This is a genomic window from Pseudoduganella ginsengisoli, from assembly GCF_009720865.1.
Taxonomy (GTDB): domain Bacteria; phylum Pseudomonadota; class Gammaproteobacteria; order Burkholderiales; family Burkholderiaceae_D; genus Rugamonas; species Rugamonas ginsengisoli.
Window position 1 is genome coordinate 17,571 of sequence record NZ_WNLA01000022.1, and the last position, 14,893, is coordinate 32,463.

Consider the following 14,893-nt stretch of genomic DNA (forward strand, 5'->3'; position numbering starts at 1 on the left):
AATGTGCGGGAGCGCAGCGCACACTAATCGCCTTGCAATGCAGCCCGTTCGACGTACGCGCGCAACAAGCGTTCCACCGTGCCATCCGCGCGCCGCTGCCGCACCGCTTGCTCCAGCTGGGGCAGGTAGCGCATCAGCGGCGACGTGCGGGCGATGGCGATGTACACGCCTTCCGTGGAAATGACGCCAGGCAAGCTTACCACCTGGCCCTGATAGCCGAAGCGGCGCAGCTGAATCTCACCCCCATACAGGCTGAACGGGTAATAATCCGCGTGGCCTGCTTCCAGCTTTTTTACATTGAGCAGCGCTGACGAGACACGGCTGACGTTCAACCGTTCCGCGATGAAGCGGTCGAACTGTTCGCCATAACTTTCGCCCAGCATCGCCGTGCCATGCCGCCCGATCAAATCTTCCCAGCGGTTAAAAGGAAATTCCTTGCCGCGCATGACCCACACCACATTGGCATCTTCGGCAAACGGGGTCGCGTGGTAGGCCAGGTAGCGCAACCGGCCGGCTGTCCGGTATGCGCTGACAATCACATCGATCTTGCCATGTTCCGCCTCCGCCTGGGTGCGTTTCCAGTTGCCCTGCGCCTTGAAGTCCAGTGTGATACCGATATCGCGGAAGATGAGGTCAGCCAGTTCCGCCCCGGCGCCGACGATACGGTCGCCTTGTTGCCATGAATAGGGCGGCCAGTCCGGATGGCCGGAAGCCATGTACCGTGCTTGCGCCATGGCGGCCAGCGGCACGCATGCCCACAGCAAGCCTGCGGCGTAACAGCGCCAGAAGCGTGGCCTGGCTGGCGGGGCTGGCGGCATGGTGGGACCCGAGGCTGGTGGAGTGTGATTGATGCTACTGGCAGGAAATTGAAGAGTCAATCACCACGTTCGCGCAGGCATGCGCGCGCCGGTGTGCGGGCGCATAGGCGCCGAAAGCGGCAATTTCCGGTAAGCTGGTGGTTCTTTCTTCAACATTGACGAAGGGAACCTGGAATGGACTTACTGGATGCCTATTGTGCACGGATCGGCTATGCCGGTCCGCGCGCACCGACGCTGGACACCTTGCGCGCCATACAGCAATTGCACCCGGCCGCGATTCCGTTTGAAGCGCTCGACGTTTTGATGGACCAGGGCATTTCACTGGCGCCGCACGACATCGATGCCAAGCTGATAGAACGCCGCCGTGGCGGCTATTGCTTCGAGCAAAACCAGTTGCTGCAGCGCGTCTTGCTCGCGATGGGTTTCGACGTCGAGCCGCTGATTGCGCAAGTGCGCTGGCAGGCCGGGCCGGAAGCGGCAGAGCGTCCCCGTTCCCACATGGTGCTGCGTGTCACGCTCGATGGCGAGCGCTGGCTGTGCGACGTGGGCTTTGGCAGCTGCGTGCCGACCGCGCCGCTGCGTTTCGACAGTACCGATGCGCAGCCGACGCCGCACGAGCGCATGCGCGTGACGCCAGCCGGCAATGAACATTTGCTGGAGGCGGAATTGCACGGCGAATGGCACAGCGTGTACCTGATCTCGCCGGCGCCATGCCGCAGCGGCGATTATGCGATGGCGAATTTCTATACGGCGACATTCCCGCAATCGCACTTCCGCCATGATTTGATTGTTGCACGTTCGACACCGGAAGCCCGCTATGGCTTGCTGCGCAACCGCCTGACGGTCCGCACACCGGATGGCCGCAGTGAACGGCGCTACCTGACTGCCGATGACCTGGAACGGGCGCTGGACGAGATTTTCCAGTTGCCGGTGCAGGCTGCGTGGCGGCCCGTGCTGGAAAAGGCGGCGGCCACCGTGTGGGACGCCGCCGCCTAGGTCAGCTCGCCGATGGCGGCCCTTAACGTTTCAAGCGTGGCGGGCTTGGTCAAATGGTGGTCGAAGCCCGCCGCCAGTGCTTTTTCGCGGTCGCTTTCCTGCCCATAGCCTGACAGCGCCACCAGCCGCGTGCCGTCCAGCGCCGGCAGGCGGCGCATGGCGCTGGCCGCCTGCATGCCGCTCATGTCAGGCAAACCAATGTCGAGAAAGACGATGTCGGGCGGCGCTTCCTGCGCCAGTGCAATGGCGTCCGCGCCATTGTGCGCGGTCGTCACATGGTGGCCGGAAAATTCCAGCAGCGACGCCACCATTTCCGCCGCGTCCACGCTGTCGTCCACCACCAGGACGTGGCGTGCGGCCGCCCGCTGCGGCGGCGCGGAAGCGGCTGGCGCCACGTGCGGCGCGGCACCGAGCGGCAGCCATACTTCAAACGTGCTGCCGCAGCCCACGCCGCCGCTGCGGGCGCGCACCTGGCCGCCGTGCAGACCGATCAATGTGCGCACGAGCGACAAGCCGATACCCAGGCCGTCCTGCACGCGGTCGGGCGCATGGCCGGCCTGGGTAAACAGCTGAAAAATCGTGTCGATCTGTTCCGGCGCGATGCCGATGCCGTTATCCGTGACGCGGATCACTGCGCTGTCCATCGACTCGACGGCGCCGGCTTCGCAGACGATTTCCAGTTCCACGCGCCCGCCAGGCGGTGTGAATTTCCCTGCATTGTTGAGCAGATTGCCGATGATTTGCGCCAGCCGTACGCCGTCGCCGCACACCCACATGGGCCCGGATGGCCACACTGCCGTCACCGTGTGCCCGCGCCGTTCCAGCGCGGTGCGTGCGGATTCCAGCGCGGCGCGCGCCAGCTCGACCAGTTCCACTGGCGCCAGCCGCAACGCGATCTTGCCCTGCGAAATGCGCGAAACATCCAGCAAATCATCGACCAGCCGCACCATGTGGTCGGTCTGGCGGATAATCATTTGCCGTGCGTTTTCTTCGCCGGGCGGCGCATGGGGCGCCAGTTGGCGCAACAGTTCGACGGCATTGCGGATCGGTCCCAGCGGATTGCGCAATTCATGGGCAAGGATGGCCAGGAATTCATCCTTGCGCCGGTTCATGTCGCGCAGCGCCCGCTCCGCGTGGCCCAGGCGCAGCAGCGCGCGCACGTTGGCCACCAGTTCTTCCGGCTCGATCGGTTCAAACAGGTAATTGTCGGCGCCGATATCAAGCGCGCGCACCTTGTCCGGCTTGGCCACATACGAGGCCGACGTTTGCAGCACCAGCACCATGGCTGTATCCGGGTGTTGCTTAAGCTGCGCACAGACGTCAAAGCCGCTGATGTCCGGCAGCTTGGTATCGAGCAGCACCAGGGCCGGCCGCTGGGCCGCCGCCAGCGCCAGCGCTTCGGCGCCGCTGGCAGCCTCGATGACGCTGAAGCCGGCCCGCTGCAAGACGCGTGTCTTGGCATAGCGGGCCGCTTCCGTATCGTCCACGTTGAGTATCAGGTCGTTGGAAGTCATAGGGCCTCGCGCACGGGAAGAGATGGGCACAGCGCGTGCAATTGGGCCAGCAGCGCGTCGCGCTGGACAGGCTTGATGAAATAGGCGTCGGCGCCCAGCGTGTAAGCCTTTTGGCGGTCCGCCACGGCCGACGCGATGATGATGGGCACATGGCGGCGCCGCTCGTCATTCTTGGTTTGCGTCAGCCAGCGCCATGTGTCGCTGCCATTCAGGTACAGGTCCAGGATCACGGCGGCGGGCGCTTCGGCAGCCCATGCCTGTTCCGCTTCCCACAGGCTGGCTGCCGTGACCAGGCGGAACGGTGTATCGCGCAGGAAGCTGCGGTACAGCACCTGCGTACTGCGGTCGTCTTCGATCACCAGCACCGGAATCCCCGTCTTGCGGGCGGAGGCCGGCGCGGCATCGGCGGGCGCCACATAGGCCGGCTGCGTTGGCGGCACGTACACGCGCGGCAAGGTAACGTAAAACGTGGAGCCGGCGCCCGGTGCGCTTTGCAGCCCGACAGCCCCGCCCATCAGGGCCGCCAGGCGGCGGCACAGCGGCAAGCCCAGTCCCGTCCCCTTGACGTGCCGCTGTAAATGGCTGGGAACCTGGGAAAATTCTTCAAAAATAATGTCCTGGTATTCCGGCGCGATGCCGATGCCCGTGTCTTGCACGGCAAAGCGCACCATGGTCCCTTCCGCCGCCGGTTCCGCAGACACGCGCACGTGGCCCTGTTCCGTGAATTTCAGCGCATTGGAAATGAAGTTGCGCAGGATTTGCGACAGCTTGGCATCGTCGCCCACCATGTCCAGCTGATCGCCGGGCATGTCGAACACAAGTTCGACCCGGGGCCCCACCAGCAGCGGGCGCAGCATGCCGCGCAAGGCGCTGAACATGTCGGCCACATCGAACGGCGCAGCTTGCACTTCGATTTTGCCCGCTTCAATTTTTGCCAGGTCCAGCAAGTCGTCAACCAGTTCGGCCAGCGCATCGGCGCTTTTCAGGATATAGCCGACCTGCTTTTCCTGTTCGGGTTCCAGCTCGCCATCCGCGCGCGACAGCAGCAGCTTGGCCAGTGCACGCACGGAACTGAGCGGTGTGCGGAATTCATGGCTCATGTTCGACAGGAAGCGCGTCTTCATTTCGTCGGCGCGGCGCAAGTGGTCGGCCTGCTGGTCCAGTTCCGCATACAGCGCGACCACGCCACGGTTCGTGTCTTCCAGTTCCCGCGTCAGCTGCACCAGTTCATCCTGGCGCGCCTTGAGTTCGGCCAGCGTGGCCAGCAATTCGCGGTTTTGCTGCTGCATTTCAGACAGCGCAATCGAGTCCGCCTGGCCGCCCGGCGGGGCCTGCATATGCGCGCCCATGGCGCCGATATCGGCGGACGTCAGCAACGGGGCGTCGCCGGGCAGCAGTTTTTTCAATGTGATGGTGGTGCCCTGGCCGGGCGCCGTGACGATGTCGCACTGGTCCATCAGGCGGCGCGCGCCCAGCAGACCCACGCCCATGCCCGTGCGGGACTGATAGCGTCCGGACAAGACCAGCGCCAGGTCGGCAATGCCGGGGCCCTGGTCTTCCACGCGGATCACCAGCAATTGCGGTGCGGTACTGCCTTCCACGGAAAATTCCACTTTGCCTTTGCGCGCGTACGCATAGACGTTGCGCGCCAGTTCCGACACGGCAGTGGCAATGCGGGCCTGGTCCTGGCTGGCGAAGCCGCACAGCATGGCGACCTGGCGCGCACGCTGGCGCGACGCCACAATGTCGACTTCCGCTAAAACGTGCAGGGTTAAAATGCGCAGGCTCATTACGCCGCTCCGCGTGCGTCGCGCACCACCAGTACGGTGGCGTCATCGCGCTTGCGGCAGAAATCCCGGTACAGGATTGCCGCAATAACGGCCGGGTGGCGCGCCGCCAGGCCCGGATAATCATCGAGGTTCCAGCGCGTACCAATGCCGTCGCTGTGCAATATCAGCATGCCGCCCACCCCCCACGGCGCGTCGAACTCCTGCACTTTGCGCATGTTGCTGCCGACAATGCCGTTATGCGATACCAGTTGCCGCCGCGCGCTGCCCAGCCACGCGTGGCATGCCACGTTCCCTATGCCGGCCAGCACCAGCCGGTCTTCCAGCATGTCGATGCGCACCACGGACACGGCGGCGCCGCGCGTGTGGCGCAGCGCCAGGTGCGCATCTTCCAGCAGCACGGCGGCACGTTGCGTGGGCCGCGCCATCACGGCCGTTACGGCCGCCTGTGCGGCAATGGCGGCGTCGCCGCCATGTCCCAGGCCATCGGCCACCAGCGCAGTGGCGGACGTCGCATCGCAAGCCAAGGCCCAGCTGTCGCCGCATTCGGTTTCGCCGGGCAGCGCCTGCGACACGACCCCCAGTTCCAGCGGCGCAGGCGGGGGCGGGGCCCCGCCGCGCCACAGTTCCATGGCAAACACGGCGCCCTGGCCGGGGGCGCTCCACGCATTCAGCGAGGCGGACAGGCGCGCCATCGCGCCCAGGCCCACGCCGTAGCTGCCGGCTGTCGAGCGGCCGTCTTCCATGCTGGCCGGCAGGCTCGCCATGCCCGGGCCGCTGTCGATGGCCACCAGTTCAATGCCGGCCGTTGCGCCGCTGTGCAGCGCGCGCAGCAGGATTTCGCCGTGTCCGGCGTGCTTGAGGATATTGGTGGCCGCTTCGGTCGCAACAATGGCGGCTTCGCCGCAGCGGGTGGCGTCGAAGCCGACGCGCGCCGCCAGGTCGGTGGCGGCGCGGCGCGCGGCGGCCACGTGGCTGCTGTCTGTGACCGGGCAGCACAGTTGGACGCTATCGGCTGGTGCAAGGCGTTGCATTAATACGGTTTCCATTTGGTGATGCTGACTGTGGTGCCGGCGCCCGGTGCCGATTGAATGTCGAATTCGTCCGCCAAGCGCTTCGCGCCCGACAGGCCCAGGCCCATGCCGCCGCCTGTGGTATAGCCATCGGTCAAGGCTTGTCCGATGTCGGCAATGCCGGGTCCCTGGTCAATGAAGACCAGCTGCAACCCGCTGCGCATGCCGTTCTGCACGTGCTGTACGTGGGCTTCACCGCCACCGCCATAGCGCAGCGTGTTGCGCGCCAGTTCGCTGGCGGCCGTGACCATTTTGGTCTGGTCGATCAGCGAGAAACCCAGCGCCACCAGCTTTTCGCGCAGTTGCTGGCGCAGCCGGACCACGTCTTCGTCGCTGCGCAGCGGCAGCACGGCGGCGCAGGCGTCCAGGCTGCTCATGCGATTTGCCGCTGTAACAGCTGGACGCCTTTTTCCACGTTCAGCGCGGTTTGCACGCCGTGCAGCGTCAGGCCCAGCTCCACCAGCGTAATGGCCACCGCCGGCTGCATGCCTACCAGCACCGTATGGGCGTCGAGCACGCGCGCCATGGCCGCGGTGTTGCTGATCATGCGGCCAATGAAGGAATCAACGATATCGAGCGTGGAAATATCGATCAGCACACCGCGCGCCTGTTCGCGCACGATGCGGTCCGTCAAGTCGTCTTGCAGCGCCATGGCAAGGCGGTCATGCATATCGACCTGGATCGTGACCAGTAGCAGCTGGCCCATCTTCAAAATCGGAATGCGGTCCATCGGTGTCAGGCCGCCTGCTGGTAGACCACGGCTGCGCCCAAGCGCTTCATGGCCGTCTGGAATGCGTCAGCCAGCGTGGCTTTGGTGACAACGTCTTCCAGGTTGACGCCCAGGTGTACGATGGTTTGCGCGATTTGCGGGCGGATGCCGCTGATGATGCAGTCGGCGCCCATCAGGCGCGCCGCCGCCACGGTTTTCAGCAAATGCTGGGCCACCAGCGTATCGACAGTGGGCACGCCTGTGATGTCGATGATGGCGATGGATGCGCTCGTGTCGATGATCTTTTGCAGCAGGCTTTCCATCACGACTTGCGTACGCGCGCTGTCGAGCGTGCCGATCAGCGGCAAGGCAAGAATATCGCGCCACAATTGCACGACGGGCGTCGACAATTCCAGCAATTCCTGCTGCTGGCGCAAAATCACGCCTTCGCGCGATTTCTGGAATTGCTCAATTGTGAATAGCCCGAGGCGGTCGAACAGCGCGCCGGTTTCAATCAGCTCGGTGGTCAACGTTTTGGTATCGCCTTCCAGTTCCCTGCGCAGCAGCGCAAACAGCGGTTCTTTGAGGGAAAAGATAAAGGTCGCGGTTTCCGTCGGCGTAAAACCCTGCCGTACGCGGCTGGCCGACAATTCCGTCAGTAATTGCCGTACCTCGGTCCAGGCCGGCGTGTCGATGTCGTATCCCTGGCCTTTAACGATGGCTTCCGCCAGCATCGGCAACAGCCGCTGCGCGTGGCTGCGCACCTCCGCTTCGCCGTTCCTGTCGCGCCTTACCGTGCGCGACAGCATCCCGGCAACCCAGCCTTCCAGTAAAGTCTCGTTATTATTGGTCACGATATCGGCCAGGTGGCCGGTGGACTGATTGCTCATGCGGGCTCCGCTAGACGTTAAAAAAAAAAGAAAACCAAGCCTAGCAGGAAAGGCTATTTACCTGAGTTTGATTGAAATGTTGCCAAATAAATTGTTGTTTATTTGTGAGCAATAGTGCGGCAGGCTGCCGCGGTGCGCGGCAGCGATCAGGACGGCAGGTCAGTTGTCCAGCTGGCGCAGGTGCGTGGCCAGCAGGTGGGCCGCCTTGCGGGTGGTGGCAGGATCCGGGTGCAGGCCGTCGCCAATGTGGTTGAACTCTTTCCACACGTTCAGCTGGATCCCGTCAGGCAAGTCGGCAGCGAGGCGGGTTTCCACGATGTTGCGCAACGTGTTGTAGCCCTGTTCGTCAATGACCCACGCCACATTGGAGCTGGCGCGGAATTTTTCCATGTCCAGGTCTTCAAATTTTGGATAGCCGGTAAAGATCGGCGTCAGCCCCTTCGTCAGCGCGAAATTGCCCAGCGCAACCAGGCGGTCGGCCGTGGCGTGCATGTCGGCTTCCGTGCACTGCGGCGCGGTCGGCTGTGGCACGCCCATGCCGCCTGCGTGCAGGCAGTCGTTCGGGATCGTGATCACCACGTATTTTGCGTTGTAGCCGGTGGCAGGTGCCGGCTTGGCGACGCGGGGCAGCGCGCGCTGCAATTGCACTTGATAGCTGTCCCACACGGCGGCGCTGCACGTGGCCGCGCCCGGCGGGCACTGGAAGCGGGTAAAGGTGCCGGCGCCGGCTTGCGCTTCATTGATGACGTAGCCTGGCAATTGCTGGTCGCGGGTCAGCGCCGCGCCCAGGCTCAGGTACAGGCCCTGGTTGACCGAACGGCCGCCTTGCGGCGCGATGCCGTTGTTGAAAGGCGTCTTGGCTTCCGAATACGATGCGCCGATCACGATCAGCGCTTGCTGCGACGGCCGTTGATCCAGTTCATGCTGCGCGGACGCGGCGTGCATGGCCAATACACTGATGGCAGCGGCCGTCCATTTCTTCAATTGCATAGCAAACTATTCCCATATGGTGTGATTGTAGCGGCATGAATGTTGCCGAAACATAACTAAAGTTATGCAAAAGAATAATATCACACTGGAAATATAAGTTTACAACTTGCAATATTAAAGTTGCTATTTTTTTATAGTTTACAGGTGGCTTGCAGGGACAGGGCGCGCGGGGCCATCGGTAAATCGTGGGGAATTTGCAAGCCTGGCGCGGCGCTCGGTTCCCGTACGTCGGCATTGAACAAATTGCGCACGGTTGCCGAGAAATGCCATCTTTCTGTGCCGAGGCGGGTGGAAAAGGCCACGTCGATGACACGGTAATCCGCCACGGGCGGCCGCGTATCGCCGGCAGGGCGCCGGCGTCCTGCTACCCACGTCAATTGCGGGCTCACCAATACATCGCCGGCTAATTCCCAGTCTGCCCGCGCATATAAATGGTGGTGGGGCGCATAGCCTGCATCGGTCTGCGTGGCAAGGTCGATTGAACGTTGCCACGCATAGTTTCCAGTGAACCGTATGGTGCGCTCCGGCGCCCACGCGGCCTCAAACTCTGCACCGTGTCCGGTTTGCCTGCCCGTGTTGTTGTACCGTTGGCCGGCAAGGCCGTTTGTTTGCGGCACCAGGCGAATAATGTTATCCATCGCATAGCGGTACAGCGTTGCGTTCAATTGCACGTCAGTCCTGGGCTGCCACGACGCTACCGCTTCCAGCGTCCCATTGGTCTCTGGCGCCAGGCCGGGATTGCCCAGTGTGACAGGGTTGGTAATACTGTACGCCTCGTTATAAGACGGTGCCCGGAAGGCCCGGCCATATAACAGCTTGGTGGTCAGGTCGAACGTTGCGTCCCACACCAGCGCTATGCGTGGATTGACGGTGCTGCCAAAGTCGGAATAGCGGTCGCGCCGAACGCCCGCTGTCAAATTCCAGTCTTTCGCCAGGCGCCATTCATCCTGCACAAAGATGTAGTCGATGCGCCGCCGGTGCGGACGCAGGAACGGGTCAGTGTCGCCATACTCGGTCAGGCCGGCAGCAGGAATCGGCGTGCCGTTGGGCGCATACGTAAAGTTGCGCAATTCGCGCGTGCGGTACATGTCCAGGTCGTCGTGGCCGGCGCCCAGCCGCCAGTGATGGCCGGCCAGGCCGCTATAGTCGGCTACAGCCGCCAGGCGGATATTGCGCTCCCATGTTGCTGGCGCACCGATCATGCCGTTCGTGAAGGTGCCGGTGGGGAAGCGTACGCCGGGCGGCAGCAAGACGTAGGGTACAGGAATGGTCTGCGAATAAGACTGGGCGTTGACGCTGATGCTGAGGCCCCAGTCGGGCGTCCATTGCGGATCAGTCCAGGCGAGATTGGTAATGGCGCGTGTGCTGCGCGCACGGCCCACTGGATCCAGGGCCGAGGCAATCCCGGCGCCGGTGCCGACTTCGCGCTGTTTTAAATTCACGCGGCCACGCCACTGTCCATAGCTGGCGTCCAGATTGGCGTCGAGTGCCTCGTTGCCAGTATTGACCGGCCCGGGCGCCAGCGATGCCCGCGTACCCAGCAAGCGATCGTTGCGGGTCTGCGCATCGGCGTCAATGACTCGGTGAAAGCCATCCGTGCGGCCGGCCCGGATGTAAGCGGAAAAACTGACGGGCCCCAGTTTGCCGCCATGCTGTGCCCATGCGTCGCGTGTTGCAAAGGATCCCGCGTGCAGGCCAAATTCCGTTCCATTGGCTTCGACCGGGCCTTTGGTAATGATGTTGATCACGCCGGAAAATGCGTCGGAGCCATACAGCGCCGAGCCGGGGCCGCGGATGATTTCCAGCCGCGAAATCAATTCAACGGGGTAGTCGCCCCACATATTGCCCTTGTTGCTCTGGAATAGCGTCGTGATCGGAACGCCATTTTGCAGTACCAGTACTTGCGGCCCCTGGAAACTGTAGACACCGCGCACTACATAAATGGGCGCCCAGCTGTTGGCTGCGCGCGCCACATGGATGCCGGCGACTGTCTCCAGCAAGTCATCCATGCCCCGCACCCCCATGTTGGCGATTTCGGCGGCCGTGATGACGGAAGCCACGGCAGGCGCCCGGCGCAGGGCTTGCGGATTACCTGTCGCAATGGTGACACTGGCCGCGTCGCCATAGAGCAGGGTCAAGTCTTCTTCATCGGATGGCGACTGCGCGCAGGCGACAGCCGCAGGGATGGCCAGCAATACTGCGAGGCGGGGACGGGACAGCATAACCTTCAAGGCACTTTTCAGATTCGACGCGCATGATTATAAATTGCTATCAAGCGCCGCAGGCCAGGAAGTTTTAATTTGAAAGTGACATCGGCCACAATTGTGGCGGATTATCCACCAGCGGCGCTTCAGGTGCGCGCCGCTGGCGGGGATGCTTACAGCTTATAGGCCGCGGTCAGCGAAATGGCGCGTGGCGCCATCGGTAAATCATGCGGGATTTGCAGGCCAGGCGCCGCGCTCGGCTCACGTACGTCAGCGTTGAACAAATTGCGTACCGCTGCAGTAAAGTTCCAGCTGTTTTTGCCGCGGCGCGTCGAAAGCGACAAGTCCACCGTATGGTAGTCGGCAACCGGTGCACGCAAATCGCCGACGGGACGTTTGCGGTCAGCCACCCACGTCAATTGAGGGCTCAGCATCAACCCGCTGCTGAATTGCCAGTCGGCCCGGGCGTACAGGTGATGATGCGGCGCATAGCCGGCATCCTTGTTGGTTGCTTTGTCGATTGACCGCTGCCAGGCGTAATTGCCCACCAGGCGCAGATCGCGGTCAACTGTCCAGGCGGATTCGAGTTCCACGCCGCGTCCAGTCTGGTTGCCCGTATTGTTATAGACTTGTCCCAACGCGCCAGCCGGGCGAGGCGTCAGCCGAATGATGCTGGCCATCGAGTAGCGGTACAGGGTAGCGTTGAGCTGCAAGTCCGCTTTTGCCTGCCACGACGCCACAGCTTCCAGCGTGCCATTGGTCTCGGGCTTCAAATTAGGATTGCCCAGTGCGACAGGATTGGTGATGCTGTATGCCTCATTGAATGAAGGGGCGCGGAATGCCCGGCCATACAGCAGTTTGGTGGTGACGTCATAGGTAGCGTCCCACACCAGCGCAATCCGGGGGTTCGTGGTGCCGCCGAAATCCGAATACTTGTCGTGACGCACACCTGCCGTCAAATTCCAGTCCTTGGCCAGCCGCCATTCATCCTGAATGAACACGTAGTCGATGCGGCGGCGGTGCGGGCGCAGGAAAACATCCGTATTGGAAAAGTCAGTCAGCCCGGCAGCCGTCGGGATCGGCGTGCCGTTGGGGGCGTAGGTGAAGTTGCGCAATTCCCGCGTGCGGAACAGATGCAAATCTTCATGGCCGGCGCCAACGCGGAAGTGGTGATCTTCCAATCCGCTGTAATCGGCAACGACACTCAGCCGGACGTTGCGTTCCCACGTTTCAGGTGCGCCGATCATGCCGTTCGGGAAAGGACCAGTGGGAAAACGCGTGCCGGCCGGCAGCAAGATATACGGAACAGGTATCTCTTGATCGAATTCCTGGGAATTGAGGCTGGCCGTCAATCCCCAGTCCTTGGTCAGTTGCGGATTAGACCAGATCAAGTTGCCGATAATGCGGGTGCTGCGCCCTTTGCCGACCGGATCGAGTGCGGAAGCGATACCGGCGCCGGAACCTTGTTCGCGCTGCTTGTAATTGAAACGCGCACGGAATTGGCCGTAACCGGCTTCCAGGTTGACGTCCGCAGCCTTGTTGTCCACATTCACAGAGCCGGGCGCCAGTGAGGCATGGGTGCCGAGCAGCGTATCGTTACGGGTTTGCGCATCGGCATCGACAGTGCGGTGGAAGCCATCGGTATCGCCTACGCGCACGTACGCCGCAATATCAACGGGGCCGAGCTTGCCGCCATGCAGCACCCACGCATCCCGGGAAGAGAACGAGCCGGCACGGGCGCCGAACTCGGTCCCAGCCAGCTCAGCCGAACCCTTGGTAATGATATTGATGACGCCGGCGAAGGCATCCGAACCATACAGCGCGGAGCCCGGGCCACGAATAATTTCCAGACGCGAAATCAATTCAACCGGATAGTTGCCCCACAGGTTGCCTTTATTGCCCTGGACAAGGGTGGTAATGGGGACACCGTTTTGCAGCACAAGCACCTGCGGTCCTTGCGAGCTGTACACCCCGCGCACCATATACAGTGGCGCAAGCGTGTTCGCGCTGTGCGCAATATGGATGCCGGCGACGGTTTCCAGGACTTCATCCATGCCGGGCAAGCCCATGTTCGCGATATCGGCGGCAGTCAGAACAACTGCAACGGCGGGCGCGCGCCGCAGCGTTTGCAGGTTGCCGGTAGCCAGGCTAATGCTATCGCTGTCGCCATAGACCAGGCTGAGTTCGTCTTCTTCGCTGGTGGTTTGGGCCGATGCCGCCATGGCTTGCATGGCGAGGAACACGGCCACACTAATGCGTGACAAGGCGGACGTGCGGGATAAGCGTGCAGGCTTCAATGGCTATCTCCAGATGTAACATTTTGGCCATTGTAGCGTGACGATTAATACTTATGGGCAAAAAATCCCGCGACTGTTGCTTGCGTGCTGCTATTGGTGAGGCCAGGCCCGTGGGGCCGGCCCCTGATACGCCACCGCTGCACAAGGTGTAGGGAACAGCGTGCCTTCATCTTTCTCGGCTGCCTCGGCCACGCATGGCACCATGCCGCCCAGGAAAACCGGCACGCGCAGCATCTGGTATTCGCGCACCGACAAGCCGATGTCGGATGCCAGTGCGGCATGCAACGCGGTGAAGTTCATCTTCAGGTTCGGGTAGCGCGTCAGCAGGATGCGTTCAACGTCAAAGGCCAGCGACAAGTGGGCGCCACGGTCCATCCCCAGCTTTTCAGCCAGCGCCATGATCACCGGCAGGCGCTCATCGATGGAATTGATGGGGCGGCCGTACCCATAGATTTTCTGCGTTGCCGTCTCCGCCCACACGATGGCTTCCAGCGGCTCGCCTGCGGCAACGCGTTTTACTGCCTGCTGCAAAAAGCGCATCGAGCGCAATGCCGCATTGCCGCCATAGACAGTGGCTTCGGATACCGCTACGCCGGCGATCATGGCAAGGTTGGTGCTGCTGCGCGCATTGGCCGCCAGGGCCGCGACGCGGTTGTTCCACAGGCGCGAGTCAGGATAGCTCGTGCTGACCCATAAAGCCTGTATCATTTCGGACTGCGCCGCGGTGAGCTTGCGGCCGGTTGCACCGAACGCATACAGATCAACCCAGCCCAGCTGCTGCAAGTCGCGGTGTAAATCATGGCCACGGTACACTGCGTGGCTGCCGGGGAAGGCGGCGCCCACTTTCGTGCGCAGTACGCCGGCTTCGCTGATTAATTTTTCCGGGCCGTTCATGCTGGTTCCCTTGGGTTGGTGGCGGGATCCAGATCCAGTTTATAAAACGGGAACTGTTTGAATCCGTGCTGCTGTTGTTCCAATGCATGCGCGGCGGCGCCGGGCAGGCGCAGCAACAACGCCAGCATTTCACCTTCATCTGGCGTGAAGCCAAGGTCATGCAGTACACATGCGGTGACGCCAGCCAGCGCCAGCGGGTAGCCGACGGTATTGGCGGCGGCATCCAGATGGGCTTGCAGCCAGGCGGTATTGGGGCCTGCGCCCAGTGCAGCCAGCGTCGCCACCAGTTGGCGCACAGGCAGCGGCGTGGATACGCCGTGCTTGTCGAAGCCCGGAATATGCTGGCGGTCCGGATAAATTTCCACGGGATCGCTGGCGTACGCAGCGTTGTAAGCTGCCCAGGCTGCCAAATCATTGCCGCAGCGCTGCCACATGGTCATGGCGTCATGCACGTCGCGTGCGCCGCCATTGCGGCCGGCGCCCACGGCCAGCGCCGCAATCAGCGCCGACGCGGCGGGCGAGCCGCCCACGCCGCTGCACATGGCGGCATGGACGGACGCGTCGCGCGGGCCAGGATTGGCCAGTGCGACTGCCAACGCTTCCAGCACGCGCAGTTGCGGGCCGTCAGGCAGTTCCGGCCGCATCAGCAGCCATAGCATGTCGATCCAGCCCGCCTTGCCAACCATGGCGCCAAACACGTCGTAACCGCGGCACAGCGCGG

At 62.8% G+C, this 14,893-nt stretch carries 14 protein-coding genes; 1 reads left to right on the forward strand and 13 read right to left on the reverse strand.

All coding sequences use genetic code 11. The features are described 5' to 3' along the window. Positions 1–23 precede the first annotated feature (23 nt). Positions 24–818 (reverse strand): substrate-binding periplasmic protein, encoded by a 795-nt coding sequence (locus GM668_RS24455; protein WP_155441591.1) that lies wholly within the window; start codon positions 816–818, stop codon positions 24–26. A 174-nt stretch (positions 819–992) separates the two neighbouring features. Here GM668_RS24455 and GM668_RS24460 point away from each other — a divergent pair, with 174 nt between their 5' ends. Next, complete coding sequence (locus GM668_RS24460) at positions 993–1,814, forward strand: arylamine N-acetyltransferase family protein (RefSeq protein ID WP_155441592.1); 822 nt, start codon at positions 993–995, stop codon at positions 1,812–1,814. On the opposite strand, the gene GM668_RS24465 is transcribed toward GM668_RS24460, so the two are convergent. From GM668_RS24465 to GM668_RS31925, 12 genes are all read right to left on the reverse strand, one after another. Continuing rightward, on the reverse strand, positions 1,811–3,328 hold the full coding sequence (locus GM668_RS24465) for an ATP-binding response regulator (RefSeq protein WP_155441593.1): 1,518 nt from the start codon (positions 3,326–3,328) through the stop codon (positions 1,811–1,813). The genes GM668_RS24460 and GM668_RS24465 overlap by 4 nt on opposite strands. Beyond that, the gene (locus tag GM668_RS24470; RefSeq protein ID WP_155441594.1) at positions 3,325–5,118 is read right to left on the reverse strand and encodes an ATP-binding protein; all 1,794 of its coding nucleotides are present in this window, start codon (positions 5,116–5,118) and stop codon (positions 3,325–3,327) included. Before GM668_RS24470 ends, GM668_RS24465 begins: the two co-directional genes overlap by 4 nt. Then, the gene (locus GM668_RS24475) at positions 5,118–6,149 is read right to left on the reverse strand and encodes an anti-sigma regulatory factor (RefSeq protein ID WP_155441595.1); all 1,032 of its coding nucleotides are present in this window, start codon (positions 6,147–6,149) and stop codon (positions 5,118–5,120) included. The genes GM668_RS24470 and GM668_RS24475 overlap by 1 nt, the downstream gene beginning before the upstream one ends. After that, the gene (locus GM668_RS24480) at positions 6,149–6,565 is read right to left on the reverse strand and encodes an anti-sigma regulatory factor (protein WP_155441596.1); all 417 of its coding nucleotides are present in this window, start codon (positions 6,563–6,565) and stop codon (positions 6,149–6,151) included. Before GM668_RS24480 ends, GM668_RS24475 begins: the two co-directional genes overlap by 1 nt. After that, a complete protein-coding gene (locus GM668_RS24485; RefSeq protein WP_155441597.1) occupies positions 6,562–6,918 on the reverse strand; it encodes an STAS domain-containing protein in 357 nt (118 codons plus the stop codon). Before GM668_RS24485 ends, GM668_RS24480 begins: the two co-directional genes overlap by 4 nt. Positions 6,919–6,923: 5 nt before the next feature. Then, positions 6,924–7,787, reverse strand: coding sequence for an STAS domain-containing protein (locus GM668_RS24490; RefSeq protein WP_155441598.1), 864 nt, complete (start codon positions 7,785–7,787; stop codon positions 6,924–6,926). 159 nt (positions 7,788–7,946) lie between these two features. Further along, positions 7,947–8,777, reverse strand: coding sequence for an SGNH/GDSL hydrolase family protein (locus GM668_RS24495; protein ID WP_155441599.1), 831 nt, complete (start codon positions 8,775–8,777; stop codon positions 7,947–7,949). A 131-nt stretch (positions 8,778–8,908) separates the two neighbouring features. After that, positions 8,909–10,999 (reverse strand): TonB-dependent receptor plug domain-containing protein, encoded by a 2,091-nt coding sequence (locus tag GM668_RS24500; RefSeq protein ID WP_155441600.1) that lies wholly within the window; start codon positions 10,997–10,999, stop codon positions 8,909–8,911. 155 nt (positions 11,000–11,154) lie between these two features. Then, a complete protein-coding gene (locus GM668_RS24505) occupies positions 11,155–13,278 on the reverse strand; it encodes a TonB-dependent receptor plug domain-containing protein (protein ID WP_229499842.1) in 2,124 nt (707 codons plus the stop codon). Positions 13,279–13,368: 90 nt separating this feature from the next. Then, positions 13,369–14,172 carry a citryl-CoA lyase gene (locus tag GM668_RS24510; protein ID WP_155441601.1) on the reverse strand — a complete coding sequence of 268 codons (804 nt, stop codon included), beginning with the start codon at positions 14,170–14,172 and terminating at the stop codon, positions 13,369–13,371. Beyond that, positions 14,169–14,831 carry a citrate synthase family protein gene (locus tag GM668_RS24515; protein ID WP_443094197.1) on the reverse strand — a complete coding sequence of 221 codons (663 nt, stop codon included), beginning with the start codon at positions 14,829–14,831 and terminating at the stop codon, positions 14,169–14,171. Before GM668_RS24515 ends, GM668_RS24510 begins: the two co-directional genes overlap by 4 nt. Further along, the gene (locus GM668_RS31925; RefSeq protein ID WP_443094198.1) at positions 14,797–14,886 is read right to left on the reverse strand and encodes a hypothetical protein; all 90 of its coding nucleotides are present in this window, start codon (positions 14,884–14,886) and stop codon (positions 14,797–14,799) included. Before GM668_RS31925 ends, GM668_RS24515 begins: the two co-directional genes overlap by 35 nt. Positions 14,887–14,893 lie beyond the last annotated feature (7 nt).